General features: G+C 57.9%; 14 protein-coding genes, 1 tRNA gene and 2 pseudogenes. 6 read left to right on the plus strand and 11 right to left on the minus strand.

Going from position 1 to position 15,721, the window contains the following annotated elements; translation table 11 throughout:
• Window positions 1-42 precede the first annotated feature (42 nt).
• Both X744_RS164590 and radC read left to right on the plus strand, forming a co-directional pair.
• A complete protein-coding gene (locus X744_RS164590; RefSeq protein WP_023757587.1) occupies window positions 43-732 on the plus strand; it encodes a TetR/AcrR family transcriptional regulator in 690 nt (229 codons plus the stop codon).
• Between the two features lie 308 nt (window positions 733-1,040).
• Window positions 1,041-1,878 (plus strand): annotated as a pseudogene (gene radC / locus X744_RS01000000169270) (DNA repair protein RadC).
• 323 nt (window positions 1,879-2,201) lie between these two features.
• Here radC and X744_RS1000000174945 read toward each other — a convergent pair.
• From X744_RS1000000174945 to X744_RS164545, 9 genes and pseudogenes are all read right to left on the minus strand, one after another.
• Window positions 2,202-2,330 (minus strand): annotated as a pseudogene (locus X744_RS1000000174945) (transposase); the annotation flags it as partial.
• Window positions 2,331-2,508: 178 nt separating this feature from the next.
• On the minus strand, window positions 2,509-3,129 hold the full coding sequence (locus X744_RS1000000176185; RefSeq protein ID WP_348626148.1) for a hypothetical protein: 621 nt from the start codon (window positions 3,127-3,129) through the stop codon (window positions 2,509-2,511).
• A gap of 104 nt (window positions 3,130-3,233) precedes the next feature.
• A complete protein-coding gene (gene iolG, locus X744_RS164575; protein ID WP_023757590.1) occupies window positions 3,234-4,235 on the minus strand; it encodes an inositol 2-dehydrogenase in 1,002 nt (333 codons plus the stop codon).
• Window positions 4,236-4,272: 37 nt separating this feature from the next.
• Entirely contained in the window at window positions 4,273-5,046 is a 774-nt protein-coding gene (locus X744_RS164570; protein ID WP_023757591.1) for a TIM barrel protein, read from the minus strand.
• A 1-nt stretch (window position 5,047) separates the two neighbouring features.
• The gene (locus X744_RS164565; RefSeq protein WP_023757592.1) at window positions 5,048-6,007 is read right to left on the minus strand and encodes a sugar phosphate isomerase/epimerase; all 960 of its coding nucleotides are present in this window, start codon (window positions 6,005-6,007) and stop codon (window positions 5,048-5,050) included.
• Entirely contained in the window at window positions 6,004-7,005 is a 1,002-nt protein-coding gene (locus tag X744_RS164560; protein ID WP_032906992.1) for a Gfo/Idh/MocA family oxidoreductase, read from the minus strand. Before X744_RS164560 ends, X744_RS164565 begins: the two co-directional genes overlap by 4 nt.
• Window positions 7,006-7,094: 89 nt before the next feature.
• Window positions 7,095-7,919 carry an ATP-binding cassette domain-containing protein gene (locus X744_RS164555; RefSeq protein ID WP_023757594.1) on the minus strand — a complete coding sequence of 275 codons (825 nt, stop codon included), beginning with the start codon at window positions 7,917-7,919 and terminating at the stop codon, window positions 7,095-7,097.
• Between the two features lie 10 nt (window positions 7,920-7,929).
• Entirely contained in the window at window positions 7,930-8,985 is a 1,056-nt protein-coding gene (locus X744_RS164550) for an ABC transporter permease (protein ID WP_084025143.1), read from the minus strand.
• 98 nt (window positions 8,986-9,083) lie between these two features.
• Window positions 9,084-10,049 carry a substrate-binding domain-containing protein gene (locus X744_RS164545; RefSeq protein ID WP_023757596.1) on the minus strand — a complete coding sequence of 322 codons (966 nt, stop codon included), beginning with the start codon at window positions 10,047-10,049 and terminating at the stop codon, window positions 9,084-9,086.
• Between the two features lie 339 nt (window positions 10,050-10,388).
• Between X744_RS164545 and X744_RS164540 the strand changes: the two genes are divergently transcribed.
• Window positions 10,389-11,417 carry a LacI family DNA-binding transcriptional regulator gene (locus tag X744_RS164540; protein ID WP_023757598.1) on the plus strand — a complete coding sequence of 343 codons (1,029 nt, stop codon included), beginning with the start codon at window positions 10,389-10,391 and terminating at the stop codon, window positions 11,415-11,417.
• Between the two features lie 173 nt (window positions 11,418-11,590).
• Window positions 11,591-11,845: a JAB domain-containing protein gene (locus tag X744_RS1000000175900; protein WP_280948936.1), complete on the plus strand. Its 255-nt coding sequence runs from the start codon at window positions 11,591-11,593 to the stop codon at window positions 11,843-11,845.
• Window positions 11,846-11,906: 61 nt separating this feature from the next.
• Here X744_RS1000000175900 and X744_RS164535 read toward each other — a convergent pair whose 3' ends face one another.
• Window positions 11,907-12,431, minus strand: a complete 525-nt coding sequence (locus X744_RS164535; protein ID WP_023757600.1) for a hypothetical protein — start codon at window positions 12,429-12,431, stop codon at window positions 11,907-11,909.
• A 160-nt stretch (window positions 12,432-12,591) separates the two neighbouring features.
• Window positions 12,592-14,064, minus strand: a complete 1,473-nt coding sequence (tig, locus tag X744_RS164530; RefSeq protein WP_023757601.1) for a trigger factor — start codon at window positions 14,062-14,064, stop codon at window positions 12,592-12,594.
• 376 nt (window positions 14,065-14,440) lie between these two features.
• On the opposite strand from tig, the gene X744_RS164525 reads away from it, so the two are divergent.
• Window positions 14,441-14,525: transfer RNA gene (locus X744_RS164525), tRNA-Leu, on the plus strand.
• A 113-nt stretch (window positions 14,526-14,638) separates the two neighbouring features.
• Window positions 14,639-15,634 (plus strand): hypothetical protein, encoded by a 996-nt coding sequence (locus X744_RS25320; protein WP_156938479.1) that lies wholly within the window; start codon window positions 14,639-14,641, stop codon window positions 15,632-15,634.
• The last annotated feature ends 87 nt before the right edge of the window (window positions 15,635-15,721 follow it).

The following is a 15,721-nucleotide window of genomic DNA, read 5'->3' on the forward strand; positions in this document are numbered from 1 at the left end:
CGTCGATCACGTTTTTCAGGAAAGCCGCCGCGGGAAACGTTATTGGCCAGAGCAAGAAAAGCGCCTGAAATACGCTCCGCCGAGCTTCTCGACTGCGCACAGCGCCTGTTCTTCGAGCGCGGTTATGACAATACGACGGTAGAAGACATCATCCGCGCGGCTGGCCTGTCGAAAGGTGCCTTCTACCACTACTTCGCCTCCAAGGAGGCGCTGCTGGAGGCGCTCGCGGCGCGGCTTGCCCGCGACAGCCTCGCCGAGTTGCAACCGATGCTCGACGATCCGTCGCTCGGACCAGTCGGCCGGCTCAACGCGCTTTTCGCAGGTTCGCAGCGGCTGAATGTCGAGCTCGCGCCGCAGCTCAGGACGACCTTTGCGGTCCTGTTTCGACCTGAGAACGTCGTGCTCTTCCACCGGGTCGATCTGGCTGCCAGGGAGCTTGCCCTACCGTTGATAGCTGATCTGCTGAAGAAGGGTAGCGAAGAGGACGCTTTTGACGTACCCGATCCCTTGGCGTTCGCCGACATGCTGCTGCAGATCAGGCTGATCTTTCGCGACGTGATGCATCGCGCGCTTCGTCAGGCCGACCAAGGAAACATCGAGGAGGCCGCGCGCCTGCTCGAAGAGCGCCTCAGGCTCTACGGTGTCGCGATCGACCGCCTGCTCAAGCTGCCCGACGGAACGATCAAAGCCGTGGAGCCCGGCTTTGCCCGCGCCTTCCTGCAGGCGGGCTAGCCATCTTGCTTCACCAAGGATCGCGGTTCCGCGCCACGCCTCCGCATGCTTGGCCAACATCCCTGCTTAAGTATAGCGAGGCAACGAGCCTTCGATCCCGTCACATGTCAGATGAACGTGGCCGCATGCGCTAAGCGATGTTAAGTCTTGTTGCGCAAATCGTGGTTTCATCAGATCGGAAGAGCACACGTCTNGAAGCCGGAGGCTGATAGGCAGCCGTCACGATCTGTAGGGATAGTCTCGCGATCGGAGAACGGAAATGTTTCGATCCGGGCCAGAACGGTTCTAATGTCAGCGCCGGGGGGCATATGGCCAACACAAGCGACGACGACGAGCGGAGTTTCTTCTCCGAAGCGCCGATGCGACCAGCTGCGAAAACCAAGGCGGCGGTCGGCGAAAAGCCGCACTATCTCGGCCATCGCGACCGCCTGCGCGAGCGCTTTGCCTCGGCAGGTCCGGACGCCCTGCCCGACTACGAAGTTCTGGAACTTCTGCTCTTTCGCCTGATTCCTCGCGCCGACACCAAGCCGGCGGCCAAGGCGCTGCTGGCACGCTTCGGCACGCTGGCTGAAGTGCTTGGCGCACCGCTTGGCCTGCTTCAGGAGGTCAAGGGCATCGGCCCGGCTGTGGCGCTCGACCTGAAAATCGTCGCGGCGACCGCCCAGCGCATGGCGCGCGGCGAGGTCCACGGCCGCGAAATCCTCTCGTCGTGGACGCAGCTTCTCGACTATTGCCGATCAGTCATGGCGTTCGAGGCACGCGAGCAGTTCCGCATCCTGTTTCTCGACAAGAAGAACGCGCTGATCGCCGACGAGGTGCAGCAGACAGGCACCGTCGATCACACGCCCGTCTATCCGCGCGAAGTGGTCAAGCGCGCGCTCGAACTCTCGGCGACCGCCATTATCCTGGTCCACAACCACCCGTCAGGCGATCCGACACCATCACGGGCCGATATCGAGATGACGAAGGAGATCATCGACGCCGGCAAGCGGCTGGGGATCGCTGTGCATGACCACATCNCGGGCCGATATCGAGATGACGAAGGAGATCATCGACGCCGGCAAGCGGCTGGGGATCGCTGTGCATGACCACATCATCATCGGGCGAAAAGGCAACGCCTCGATGAAGGGCCTGCTGCTGATCTAAGTGGTGGGTTCCAAAAGGTGAGCGCTTGAGGCCCTTGCGGAAGTCGACCGGCTTCGTCGCCACCATGACCTTGACCGCACCCGTCGGCCCGATCACGACGTCGCCTTCAGCGCGCGGATCACTGCGGCCACCGTCTTGGCATCGGCGGCCCGGCCGACGCGCATCGCGATGCCGTCGATCTCAAGCTCGATCATGCCGGCGTCCCGAGTGGCTTGCCGTTTCCGCTGCTTCGGTGGATGCCTGGGTACAGGCTTCGCCGCCGCCACAACCGCCGGCACGAAGGCAGGAGAATCTTGCTGCACCGAAGCGGCCTGTTTGCCCGCTTCGCGGCGCCAGGCGAAGACCTGCTGCGGCCTGAGGCCATACCGGCGGGCGACCTCGGAAACGACTGCGTTCGGCTCCAGCGTCTCCGCGATGATCCGCGCCTTGTCATCCACCGACCACTGACGCCGACCGCCGGCACCGTTGATCACCTCGAAACGCCGAGGCTGCCGCTCTGGGCCAAGCGTAAGGTCAAGTCCAGACACAAGCCGATCTCCGATCCCAATACAGGATCGGCAACCTCACAGATCGCGACCACTCCCGAAAGGTGGTCCCACAACAGCGCTTACGGTTATTGCGGCTTTTCTGTCAGCATAGGGTGTCCGCCGCTCGTATCGAAATCTCCCGGATGTGCTGACGGAAAACCTGTCGGAACTCCCTGAAGTTATCGAACCCGAGAGCAGTGGCCACTCTGACCACGGTTGAGGGCGACACTTCGCATCGGTCCGCAAGCGATTGCGCGGTGCCGAATGCTACAATTTCCGGGTGGGCGAGAGCCGTGCGTGCGACGCGCTCCTGTTGCTCTGGGAGGCTAAGCCTGGTTGCTACAATCATATCCTTTAGCTCGGCGATGGTCGTCAGGTTTCGAATGGTTTTTTCCGCGCTCATGATCATGCTTCCGGTGCTTGTTCGGCCATGACTTATTGGGAAGGGTCGTTGGAGGTTGTCATCTAACCCCCGAACTTTGCGTGGATGGAAACACAGGGCTGCGCCATGTATTAGGAGGAGAGATCGCGGAATCATGCCCGCTTCGACGACGAGCCATCCGGCACAATCCACGTTCTTCACAAGTGGACGACCGGATCGAAGTCTGGGAAAACGTTCCTTCGGATGGCGAACATTCCCGTCCGCACCATCGCTGAAGCTGATATCCTGTGGCCGGTACCTGTAGTCGCAGCAGCTCGTTTGATCGAGTCCTTCGCGTCGCATCCTCCGGCATCAGGAGTATGCGGCGGCTCGATCCGAAGGTCGGGCCGCCGCTAGATCGGATAGGAGGAGTTGTCCGACAGAGATTGTCTTGCTTCTCCGAAAGCTCAGCCAAGAATCTCTACCAATTTCACCGGAGACCCGTTCTTTGCAGACTGGGTTGCAGCTTCCGCCATGGCGAGCGCTGCGACACCATCATCAAGGTTGACCGGCAGAGCCGAGCCTGTCTTCACAGCGTTGACAAATGCTGCCCATTCCGCCGCATAGGCGGGCATGTAGCGTTCGAGGAAGAAATAGGTGGGCTTTGCGCCCGTGACACCGGAAGTCGTGGACTTGACCAAGGTGTTTTCCAACATGTTCTGCGCCTGTAGCAGCCCTTCGGAGCCGAGAAGCTCCAGCCGCTGGTCATAACCATAGACGGCTCGGCGGCTGTTCTTGATCACGGCGATCCGGCCATCCGCATAGGCAAGGGTCACGACGGCGGTATCGACATCGCCTGCCGCGCCAATTTCCGGATCGACAATCGATGTACCCACCGCCGAGACGGAGACCGGCGCTGTCCCCATAACGAAATTAGCCATGTCGAAATCATGGATCATCATGTCGCGGAAAAGACCACCCGAAACCTTGATATAGGCGATCGGCGGCGGCGCGGGGTCGAAAGAGGTGATCGAGAGCAGTTCCGTCTTGCCGATTTCACCACGGTCGGCTGCTGCCTTGAGAGCCGCAAAGTTGGGATCGAAACGGCGGTTGAAGCCGATCATCACCGGCTTGCCGGTAGCGGCGGCCACCTTCTGGCAAGACTGTGCCCTTGCAAGGCTGAGGTCGACAGGCTTTTCACAAAGCACGGCCTTGCCCGCTGCCGTCGCCCGCTCGATCAAGTCGGAATGGGTATCGGTGGAGGTGGCAATCAGCACGGCATTGATGGCGGGATCATTGAGGATCGCATCGGTCGAGCAGGCTTCGGCGCCATACTGGGCGGCGATCTTATCAGCGGCGGCCTGATTGATGTCCGAGACAGCCGCAAGGCGGCTGCCGGGATTGGTGGAAATGGCGGTGGCATGGACGCCAGCAATACGGCCTGCGCCCAAAAGGCCGACGTTCAGAATGGTGGATGACACGGATGATCCTCTTAGGAAAACAACATCAGATAGTGAAAGCGGTGCGGAAGGCTTCGAGTGCAGCTTCCGGATCACCGGAGGCAAAGGCTTCCATACCGACCGGCCCCGCGTAGTCCATGGATTTCAGGGCTTTTGCGACGCCATGCCAGTTCACTTCGCCCGTGCCCGGCTCGCAACGGCCGGGATTATCAGCCACCTGAACTTCCCCGATCCAGGGCAGGCAGGCCTTACACCAGCGGATAAGATCACCTTCACCGATCTGGGTATGGTAGAGATCGAGGTTAATTCGCAGTTGCGGGCGGTTGACGGCTGCAACGAGCGCAAGCACGTCTGCCGTCGAGCCGAAGGGGCAGCCGGGGTGATCGATTGGGTTGAGGTTTTCCAACGTGAAGACCTGACCCTCGGCTTCTGCCAGATCGCAGATGCGGTTGAGTGTATCGCGAGCCCGCTGTTCCATGCCCGGCGCGAAGGCACCGATCTTCAGGATCGGAATGCCCATGTCGCCAAGCCCTGTGCCATGCAGATTGAGGCGGTGGACACCGAGCCGCTTGCCGACCTTCGCCGTTTCCGTGGCAGATGCCAGAAGCATCTCACAACCTTCTGCATCGGTGAGCCGACCTTCGAGATAGCCATTCATGATAGTGAAGGTGGCACCGGTTTTTTCAAGCGCATCAAGATTCCAGGCGGGCCAGTTCCAAAGGCCAACGCCGAAGCCCATTTCCTTCAGGCGGCTTGCCCGCCATTCGATTGGTTTGTCGCGCCAGAGCATTTCGGCGCAAGCAGCAAGTTGGAAGCTCATCTTAGATTTCCTGAAGTTTGAAATCGGCCGGTGCAACCGGCATGACACCCTTGAGAAGGGCCACGGATTTTTCGAGGCCCTCAAGTGAGTTGAGAAGCACGTCCTCATGCTCGATTGAAAGCCAGCCGTCGTAGCCAGCCATCTTTAAGCGATAGCAAAACTGTCGCCACCACTCCTCACTGTGGCCGAAGCCGAGTGTTATGTATGACCAGGAGCGGGCTGGAATGTCGGTCAGGTTGCCGTTTTCGAGGAGGCTGGTCACTGCCTGTTTGGGAGCGTTCAGGAATGTGTCCTTGGCATGGACGTGATAGACGGCCTCCCCCAATGCCTCGGCTGCTATCAGCGGATCGGCTCCCATCCAGAAGAGGTGCGAGGGATCCAGGTTCGCGCCAACGACAGGGCCGACTTCTTGACGGAGTTTCAGGAGCGACGGCACATTGTAGACGCACTGGTTGCCATGCAGTTCGAGCGCAATCTTTCTCACACCGCATTCATTTGCCAGCGCCACGATCTCGGTCCAGAACGGGAAGAGTTTTTCTTCCCACTGGTATTTGAGGATAGCTTGCGTTTCCGGAGGCCAGGAAGAGACGACCCAGTTTGGCATGGTATCGGACGGATTGCCCGCAGGCAGGCCAGACATGGTGCAGACCGTATTGATGCCCATCTCGCCTGCGACCCGGATGGTGTTCTTCAGACCTTCGCCCTGAGCCGGATCGGACGGGTGAAGCGGATTGCCATTGGCATTGAGGCTGATCACATCAATCCCACGATCTGAAAAGCCCTTGAGGAAGTCTTTCTGCGCGACCGTGTTACCCAGCATGGATTTGAGATCGAAATGCGGTGCGGTCGACCAGCCGCAGGTGTTGACCTCAATACCGGAGACGCCCATGCGTGCAGCGTTGTCGAGAAGGTCGTCGAGCGGCATGCCGCCGAGGCTGTCAGACACAAAACCCAGTTTCATGCGTAGAACTCCGGCTTGGGAATCATGGTGACGAGCTGCTTCTGCCCGGAAGCGAGTGCCGTCACGCCTGCCTCGGCGGCAACTGCTGCGGCATAGCCATCCCAGCAGCTTGATGCGATCTCGGGAAACACGTCTGTGTCGACGAAGCGTAGGAAGGCGCGGTTCTGGCGGCGATAGGCATCGAAATAGCGGGTCCGCCAATCGGCATCGTAGCCGGTGTGGACGCCAAGCGAGCGTTCGAGATGGGTATAAGCGACATGGCTCATGGAAATGCTCGCCTGCTCGCCCACGAGTTCGGCACGAACGTCGTAGCCGTACGCAGCGTTGTTGTTGATCTCGATGTTGACGAGCTGGCCATCGACGGTTTCGAGGACCATGAAGACGGGCGCGACGCGTCGATCAGAGCGCTTCGGCTGGAAGGCAGAGATCCAGGCATATTCGGTGCCAAGTACATGGCGCACGACGTCGAACTCATGCGGGGCGGAGTTGGTGATTGCCATGGCACCGGTGAAGTCGGAGGCTGGCGTTTCCACATTGCGGTGGAAGTTGTGCATCATCAGGACTCGGCCAAGCGTGCCATTTTCAATTGTCTCTTTCATCTCGACATAGGACTGGTCGTAGCGCCGCATGAAGCCGAGCTGGACGAACTTTTGACCAACTTCCTGTTCGGCCTGCATGATCGAGAGGCATTCGGCCGAGGACTGCGATAGGGGCTTTTCGCAGAGCACCTTCTTGCCTGCGTTGATGCAGGCGAGTGACAGCGGCGCATGAGTGACGTCCGGGCTCGCGACGATCACCGCATCCACATCGGCACGGGCAATCACGGCTTCCGGATTACTTGCAACGTCTGCCGCACCATGGGCATCGGCCACCTTGCGCGCGCGGACTGTATCCATGTCGCAGACCACCTGAAGGGTCGCGCCCGGCATTTCCTCCACGACGATCTTGGCGTGGTCAGCGCCCATCAGACCTGCACCAATGACTGCTACACGCACCATTGGACAAACTCCTTCCATTCGGTTGGCACAAGAGCTCAACCGCTTCCATTCAACAAATTCCACTACTTGTCGGCTATGCCAATATTCACTCAGTGAGCGGGCGGTGGCGGAAGACCGTCATGGGTCTCCATATACCCTTCAAGTGAGGCTTCGAGACTGGCCATGGATTCACCACCGGCCATCAGATCAGCGATCTGCTCGCGTGTCTTTTCCCCCTTGCGGAAGTCGGCCGCGATTGCACCACGAATGAGCACTGCGAAGTGATCGCCCACTGCCATGGCATGCATCACCTGATGGGTGATGAAAATGACCGCGAGGCCACGACGCTTGGCCTCATTGACGATACGCAGTACGTGAGCAGCCTGCTTGACGCCGAGGGCTGCCGTCGGTTCGTCGAGAATGAGCACACGGGCTCCGAAATAGACAGCACGGGCAATCGCGAGCGACTGGCGCTCTCCTCCGGAAAGGCCACCGACCAAACGATCCCCGTCGGTGATGCGTGTGATCCCCATTTTCTGAACCTCTGCAACCGCCACTAGGTTGGCAGTTTTACGGTCGAAATACTTGAACGGTCCCCAACCCTTTGTCGGCTCCGAACCCATGAAAAAGTTGCGTCCTATGGACATCAATGGATATGTCCCGCCGAATTGGTGAACCGTAGCTATCCCGCGTTCCTGAGCCTCACGGGGACTGGAGAAAAGTGCGGGCTGACCATCCATCAGAATTTCGCCACGCGTCGGCTGATAGACACCAGACAGCGTTTTGATGAGCGTCGACTTACCCGCGCCGTTGTCGCCAAGCAGGCAGAGCACTTCGCCTTCACCCACCTTGAGGCTGATATCGTTCAGAACATCAATATGGCCAAACGATTTGTCGACGTTTCGAAATTCGAGAACGGGTTTCTTATCGGACATTGTCGCTCTCTTATTTCTTCTTGAACGTCGACCAGCTGGTGGCCAAATGACGAAACGTGTCGTTGAGCAGGACAGCGATCAAAAGCATGACACCGATAATTAGGAAGGACAGGTTTCTGTCGATCTCCGTGAAACCAATAGCTTGGGTAACAATCGAAAGGGTGAGCACCCCGAAGACAATGCCCATTACAGTACCAAAACCACCCGTGAGGAGAACCCCACCTACGACCACGGCGATAATGGTGTTGAAGATTAGGCCAAAATTGGCCTGAGACGTTGCGGAGCTGAATGTCATCACCTGAAGGACACCAGCAAAGGCCGCCGATATGGAACACAGCATGAAGAGTGCAATCTTCATCCTGGTTACAGGAATACCTGCGTTTCTCGCACTTTCTTGGTCTCCACCAAGAGCGAAGACCCAGCTTCCCTTCGGAGAGTAATGCAGAAAGAAGACGAAGGCTGCGATAAGCCCACCCCACCAGAAGACGGAAGAATTGAAGCCATACACCTTCCCGCCGAAGAGCGATTTTGCCCAATCTGGCGCGTGATAGAAGGAATTGGTGTTGTTGATGAAGAAGATCGACAGGTAGAGCGTGATGCCTGCCACTGCAAAGAGCGTCGCCAATGTCACGATGAACGACGGCACGCGCGTGTGAGTTACGATGTATCCATTGATGAAGCCGATCAGTGCACCGATGGCAAGCGCTGCAGCTACACCGACAAGCACAGGCATCTGATAGTGCTCGCAGACAATCGCAACTGTCATCGTGGACGCGGGAAGTACAGCACCGGTTGAAATATCGAGTTCACCGGCAATCATCAGGAACCCGACCGGAATTGCAATCATTCCTATGAGTGACGCGAAGTTCACCCACGTAGTTACACCAGCTACGGACAAAAAGTTGCGGCTATATCCGAACATCGCAAAAAGGATGAATACAGCCACGAAACCCATGAAAGCACCAGCGGCAGGGGTGCGAAAAAAGGCCTTAATGGATGAAATGGCCGATTCACTCTCGATGGCGGGTGTTTCAACGGTGCTGGTTCTTTGGTTTGTGGCGGTCATGGAAGCAAAATCCTCAGTTGGCGCAGACGAAGCTACATAGAGGGAGCATGGATGAGACCCGGCCAGGTTAGCGGCCAGGTCTCAGCCTCGGGCCAGCCTCAACGTGCGCCGAGTTTGACGCCTTCGATTGCCGAAGCAACATTGGTCTTGTCGACAATCGCCGGACCAGTCAGAACCGGCTTCGTTGCAATCGCAGTGCCGAACTTCAGGTTTGCAAACAGCATGGAGGTTGCGAGGAACCCCTGCAGATAAGGCTGCTGGTCGATTGCGAAGGTTTGGGTGCCCTTCGAAATGCGATCCAGAACCGAGGCGGACATATCGAAGGTGCCAAGCTGAATCTTGCCGGCCTTGCTCTGCTGATCGATGGAGCTAGCGGCAGCATCTGCAGCCCATGCAGCGAGCGTGATGACGGCGTCAATGGACGGATCGGCGATCAGCTCGGATTTGATTGCTTCAGAGGTACCATTCATGTCCTGGTCAAGGTTAGCAGGAACACGGAGGATGAAGGTGTCTGCGCCAGCCTTCTTTGCACCGTCTTGAACGCCCTTGCAGCGGGTCTCGAGATTTACGGCACCTGGGTTCTGGATGTGGCAGAGGATTTTCTTTGCACCATGAGAAGCGAGATACTTGCCACCCTCAACACCTGCCAGATATTCGTCCGACCCGAAATAGTTTAGCGAGCCGTAATTATCCATCTCACTCTGGCCAGCGTTGAAGGAGATGATCACCACGCCCTTGTCCCGCGCGGCCTTAAGGGCAGGGGTTTCGGATTCTGGCAGCCAGTTCGGGATAGCAATACCTTTAGCACCCTGGGCTACAGCCTGTTCGATTAGCGAAGCGAGGTCCGGGCCGAAGTTGTCATAGTTTTGGGTCTGCATGAAATTGACGGTGCCGCCATTGGCCTTGACCATCAGCGAAGCATCATCGACGCCCTTCTTGACCATGTTCCAGAAGCCATCTTGGGCCGAACCCACGATGACGGCGATATCCGTGTCACCCGCATGAGCGCTGGATGCCAGCATGAATGCCATGGCTGCGGTGGCGATTTTCTTGGTGAACGACATGTCGAAATTCCTCCTCAGGTTAAAGCCGCATGGCTGCGGCTCGTCATACTTTTTTGCCTTTTTTGGCCGTGCGGCCGATCCCGGTAGGCACGCGCAGGTCCGCGATCTCAACACAACGACGTTGAGCCTCCTCGTCCCAATTGTGCGCTGGGCCTCCCCCCAAAAGCGCTGACAGCTCGTAGATCGCTGAGCACTGTCAACGCGTAATGAATGCTACGTTGACATCTTTCAGGTCAATATGGATTACTATCTCTTCGGAAAATCGTCTCAAATCGTTTCGAAAATTTGTATGGATGATATTTCTTGAGACGCCGAAACCAGAGTAATGGAATTTTTGACATGAAGAGACCAACCATTCCGGACTTGGCAAAAGCTGCAGGTGTATCCGTGTCAACGGTCAATCGTGTACTGTCCGAGCCTGAATCGGTCCGGAGCAATACGCGCACACGCGTTTTGGCAGCCGCTGAGGAAATCGGCTTCTACGGACTTGGCACCATCAAGCAGGCGGCGAAGCCACAAGAGGTGATCCACCGTGTCGGGGTTTTGCTGCAGCGACGGGAGAGACGCTTCTATCGCCTACTCGGCGATTCAATTGCGCAAGCTGCGGAAGCTTATCCTGCCTGCAATATCGATCTAACGGTCGAGTACATGGAAGACCTCACGCCGGAGAAAGTCGCGGCACATATTCAGTCGCTCGGCGGGCGGTGCGAAGCACTTGCGATTGTAGCGCCGCAGCATCCTGCCGTTGCTGACGCGATTGACGCAGTTCTTGAAAGCGGCGTGCCGGTCGTTTCACTTATCGGCCCCCTCACGGCCAAGGGAGCCATCAGCTTTGTCGGGCTCGATAATTGGAAAGTAGGACGCACCGCTGCCTGGGCGTTTGACCGCATGGTGCGGGAACCGGGCAAGATAGGCATTCTTGTCGGCAGCCACCGATTGCGGAACCAGGAAATGAACGAAAGCGGGTTTCGTTCTTACTTCCGTGAACATAATTCGGAATTCACGCTGCTCGAACCGTTGCCAACTTACGAGTCAGCCGTGGTTGCCCGTGAACATGTCGAAAAGCTGCTGACAGATCATCCGGATATGTGCGGACTATTCATCTCAGGGGGTGGTGTTACAGGTGCGATAGCCGCACTCAGGGCTACTCCAAAACGGGAAGACTTCGTTACCGTAGGCTATGAACTCTTTGAAGATACGCGGGCTGCTTTGATAGACGGTACGATTTCGCTGATCCTGTCACACCCCATAGAGCGTTTTGCATCTGAGACTATCGCAACTCTGGTGAAAGCGAAGAACGCAGGTCCTGATAACGGGGTATTTAGGATCACGTTTCCATTCGATATGTACAGCCCCGAGAGCGTTTGATGACGACTTGGCTCTTAAGTTGGCCATCCAAATGGCAGGCTGGGGTGCACCTACGTCTTCACGTCCGCTTTGGGCCACGTGCGGCCAAGAAGGCTTAGGAGCAACAGAGTATCGTGAAGTGCCGCCGCCCGTCCATGAACCAGTCTGATGGCGCGTGACATTCACGGGGACCCATGATTAACCGCTCTCAATTACCGGCATCAACGCCTTCCGCCAATCTCATTTTTCGACGCTTTTTCAAGCTGTTACGTCGTTTCTCAAGATTGATGCACAATCATCTTTCAGGTGATCCGACGCCGTCGTGCGCCGATATCGAGATGACGAAGGAGATCATCGACGCCGGCAAGCGGCTGGGGATCGCTGTGCATGACCACATCATCATCGGTCGCAAGGGCAACGCCTCGATGAAGGGCCTGCTGCTAATCTAAGTGGTGGGTTCCAAAAGGTGAGCGCTTGAGCAAACAATGCCGCTTTGGCCCGTCGATCCGGTCACGGCGGGTCGGCGTTGCAGTTTCCGGCCACCTGGTTGACCGCTTCACCGAACCCGGCGAGGTTGAAGTCGGCCTCGCCGCGTCCCGAAAGCAGCCCGAAGCGCCATGATAGCTGGAGCCGGTTCGCGGCAGCAAGGCGCCTGATGCCATCGGCGCCATCGCGCACCAGCATCCTGCCGCGGGGCCCGACCGACCAGCTCTCGTCGAACTTGCTGCCCTGATCGACCGTCACCGACATGGTGATCTTGCGGCTGGCCGAGACACCGTCATTCAGTTGCAGCCATTCGGTCCAATGCGGCTCCCCGTTTGCCCTGCAGGCAATCGTTAGGATCGGGCTGTAGCTCAAGGCGCCGCCACCGGTGATCAGCTTGTTGGTGGCATAGAGCGAGGCCGTGACGACGCCGTCTTCGCCCGTTTCGAACCGCCAATTGTCAAGCACCGCTTCGGCACGGGCAATGCCGCATACCGAGACCAGCACCAGGGCAATTGCCGCAGCGTGTCCCATTTCGACGAACAGCTTCAACACGTCCTCCAACAACCCAAGCGGCTGCAATAGAAGCGCAGATAATGATCAAAGCTTGGTCGCCACAGGCCGTACCGCGCGAAGTGTCGCGGCTGTTGCAGTTTGGCAACGAAAAAGGCCGCCCGAGGGCGGCCTTCCTGTTTTAGCTAGGGCGCTGGTGTTATTCGGCGTCCTTGGCGGCCTTCTTCTTCGGCGCGGCCTTCTTCTTGGTCTCTTCGGCGTCGTCGGCCTTCTTCTCGTCAGCCTTCTTGGCGGCGGCTTTCTTCGCCGGCTTCGCCTTAGCGGTTTCGTCCTCCTCGTCGTCGGCCATCAGCTCTTCCTTGCTGACTTTGACGTCGGTAACCGAAATCTGGCCGAGCAGATGATCGACCACCTTCTCTTCGAACATCGGTGCCCGAAGCGTGTTCAGCGCTTCCGGGTTGTTGCGGTAGAACTCGAAGACCTCCTGCTGCTGGTTGGCGGGATAGCGGCGCACCTGCTCGAACAGGCCGCGCTGCAACTCGTCATCCGACACGGTGACGCCGGCCTTCTCGCCGATTTCAGCCAGCACCAGGCCGAGGCGCACGCGGCGCTCGGCAAGACGCAGATACTCGGCGCGCGCCTCTTCTTCCGTCGTCTCTTCGTCGGCGAAGGTGCGGCCAGCCGCTTCCAGGTCGCGAACGACCTGCGCCCAGATATTGTTGAACTCGGCATCGACAAGCTTCGACGGCGCCTCGAACGAGTAGGACGCGTCGAGCTGGTCGAGCAGCTGGCGCTTGACCTTCTGGCGCGTCATGGCGCCGAACTGGTTCTCGATCTGACCGCGCACGACGTCGCGCAGGCGCTCAAGCGACTCCAGACCGAGGTTCTTGGCGGTCTCGTCGTTGATTTCCAGCGCGCCCGGCTGGGACACTTCCTTGACGGTAACGTCGAAGGTCGCTTCCTTGCCGGCAAGATGCGCCGCCTGGTAGTTTTCCGGGAAGGTCACGGTGACCTGCCTTTCGTCACCGGCCTTGGCGCCGACCAGTTGATCCTCGAAGCCGGGGATGAACTCCTTCGAGCCTAGCACCAGCGGTTGATCGGTGCCGGCGCCGCCATTGAAGGCCTCGCCGTCGATCTTGCCGACATAGTCGATGGTGACGCGGTCGCCATTGGCGGCCTTGCCCGTCTTCGGCTCATAGCTGCGTGCCGATTCGGCGACGCGCTGGACCTGCTCGTCGATCTCGCTGTCCGGCACGTCGAACACCTGACGCGTCACCTTGATGTCGGAAAAGTCCTTGATCTCGATCGCCGGAATGACCTCGTAGTTGAGGCGGAACTCGAAGTCGGCGCCGCCGGCCAGGATCTTCTCAGCTTCCTTCTCGTCCTCGGTCATGATGACTTCAGGCTGCATGGCAGCCTTTTCGCCACGCCCGGTAATGATCGAACGGGTCGAATCGTTGAGGATCTCATTGACCACTTCGGCCATGAACGACTTGCCGTAGACCTTGCGCAGGTGCTGCACCGGCACCTTGCCGGGGCGGAAGCCGTTGATGCGCACCTTGTTCCTGGCGTCCGAAAGCCGTGCCATCAGCTTGGCTTCCATATCACCGGCCGGCACGGTGATCTTGATCTCGCGCTTGAGACCGGAGTTGAGCGTTTCGGTGACCTGCATCGTAAAACCTTTGTTTTCACCAATGAGACTGCACGGCCTCTGCCGTTTACAGCCTGCCGGTATATTCTTGCCGGGAATGGCTTTTGGTACGGAACCTGGCGATTTGACCGAAAATACGGCTCAAACTCTCCCAAACTGCGTTCCAAAATGTGAATAAGTTCTTGTTTTTCCTACTTCTTATCACATTCTGCAGAAGCGGATCGGCGCGTCCCGTCACATTTGACACGCCTTTTGTCACAGGCGAGGCCAATTTTCAACAGTCTTCGCATTTCGGCGAATGACCAACATTTTGACCCTGATCCAACATCTTGTCTCTGATCCAACATCTTGTCTCCGACATTGACAGAATGATGGCTACATGGGATTGCCGGTCCATGCGGATGTGGCGGAACTGGTAGACGCCCTGGATTTAGGTTCCAGTGCCGAAAGGCGTGGGGGTTCGAGTCCCTTCATCCGCACCAATTTTGCAGGCCAATGACCGCTTCGATGAAATCCAAGTTTCAAAGATGGCCCTTGAAATAGTTCGCTGACGGGTTCTTACTTGCGGCAGGCGGGTTGGGGGCTCTGTCGGGCTGTGCGTGCAGTTTCTCTAGTTGTGGCGGTAGCGTCAATTGTCGCGGCAGCAACATGTAAAGTTGAGGCCCTAGAATACACGCCTGCTTCGTCTCCAGGGCAGCAGCCGTTTCTTGTTGTTTCCGGCGAGTTCAAGGACAATGAACCCCTGAACGCTTTTAGCAACGCGGTTGTGGGCAGCGGGGCCCGGATGATCGTATTCAACTCCCCCGGCGGCAATGTCGGCAGCGCGCTTCGGTTGGGGCGGATGATCCGCGCGGCGGGGTTGGATACGCTTCAGGTTCGCCAATTGCAGTGCGCTTCAGCCTGCTCACTGGCCTTCTTGGGTGGCGTCCACCGTGTTGCCGAACCAGGTTCTATAGGCGTTCATCGGGCGTCTTTGAAACCGGCTGACGGGATGTCCAGAGAAGAAGCAAAGGCCCGTGTCCAGCTCGGAACGGCCGCAATCACATCCTATGTAGTCGAGATGGGAGTGGACCCCAAGCTGATCGAATTGGCTTCGAGCTATGACAAGGATGACATAAGATATCTATCGGCCAGTGAAATGGCAGAGTTACGTGTGACCAATGTTGCAGCGAACCAATCGCCCGCAATGCCTGCACCCGACGCAAGGCAACAGGCGGAGAGCACCGCAGTCGCCTTCGTCAAGGATCTCATCGAGCATCATGGCGACAACGACGATTTCGCTCTTGCTCAAGTTCAGGCGTCATACGCTCGCACGGTCGACTATTATGGCAAATTGACGAACCTGAGTTCGATCATTCAGGACAAGAGGAACTATTACCACCGATGGCCAGAACGCGCATATAACGTCCGCAATGACAGCATTGTGGTCACCTGTGCAAACGATCGCTGCATGGTTTCTGGCGTGTATGACTGGGTTGTGCGCAGCCCCTCGATACACAAGCAGGAAAAAGGCGTAGCAGACTTCAGCTACACAACATCGATTGGCCCCTTTCCCAAAATCATCGCCGAAACGAGTAAGGTCCGGAGTTGATCGGCGGAGTTGTCCATCCTGAAACAGTGAACTTTTCTTGCAAAAAATCTGCCGCAACGCTTGTACGGCAAGGCCCCTACACTTGAT

The sequence above is a fragment of the Mesorhizobium sp. LNHC252B00 genome (assembly GCF_000502955.1).
In the GTDB taxonomy this organism is placed as follows: Bacteria; Pseudomonadota; Alphaproteobacteria; order Rhizobiales; family Rhizobiaceae; genus Mesorhizobium.

Excerpts from the sequence above, each read along its gene's own strand:
- X744_RS1000000176185 (WP_348626148.1), bottom strand. The coding sequence starts at position 3,129 with ATGCGACGCGAAGGACTCGATCAAACGAGCTGCTGCGACTACAGGTAC.
- X744_RS164570 (WP_023757591.1), bottom strand. The coding sequence starts at position 5,046 with ATGAGCTTCCAACTTGCTGCTTGCGCCGAAATGCTCTGGCGCGACAAA.
- X744_RS164565 (WP_023757592.1), bottom strand. The coding sequence starts at position 6,007 with ATGAAACTGGGTTTTGTGTCTGACAGCCTCGGCGGCATGCCGCTCGAC.
- X744_RS164560 (WP_032906992.1), bottom strand. The coding sequence starts at position 7,005 with ATGGTGCGTGTAGCAGTCATTGGTGCAGGTCTGATGGGCGCTGACCAC.
- X744_RS164555 (WP_023757594.1), bottom strand. The coding sequence starts at position 7,919 with ATGTCCGATAAGAAACCCGTTCTCGAATTTCGAAACGTCGACAAATCG.
- X744_RS164550 (WP_084025143.1), bottom strand. The coding sequence starts at position 8,985 with ATGACCGCCACAAACCAAAGAACCAGCACCGTTGAAACACCCGCCATC.
- X744_RS164545 (WP_023757596.1), bottom strand. The coding sequence starts at position 10,049 with ATGTCGTTCACCAAGAAAATCGCCACCGCAGCCATGGCATTCATGCTG.
- X744_RS164540 (WP_023757598.1), top strand. The coding sequence starts at position 10,389 with ATGAAGAGACCAACCATTCCGGACTTGGCAAAAGCTGCAGGTGTATCC.
- X744_RS1000000175900 (WP_280948936.1), top strand. The coding sequence starts at position 11,591 with ATGATTAACCGCTCTCAATTACCGGCATCAACGCCTTCCGCCAATCTC.
- tig (WP_023757601.1), bottom strand. The coding sequence starts at position 14,064 with ATGCAGGTCACCGAAACGCTCAACTCCGGTCTCAAGCGCGAGATCAAG.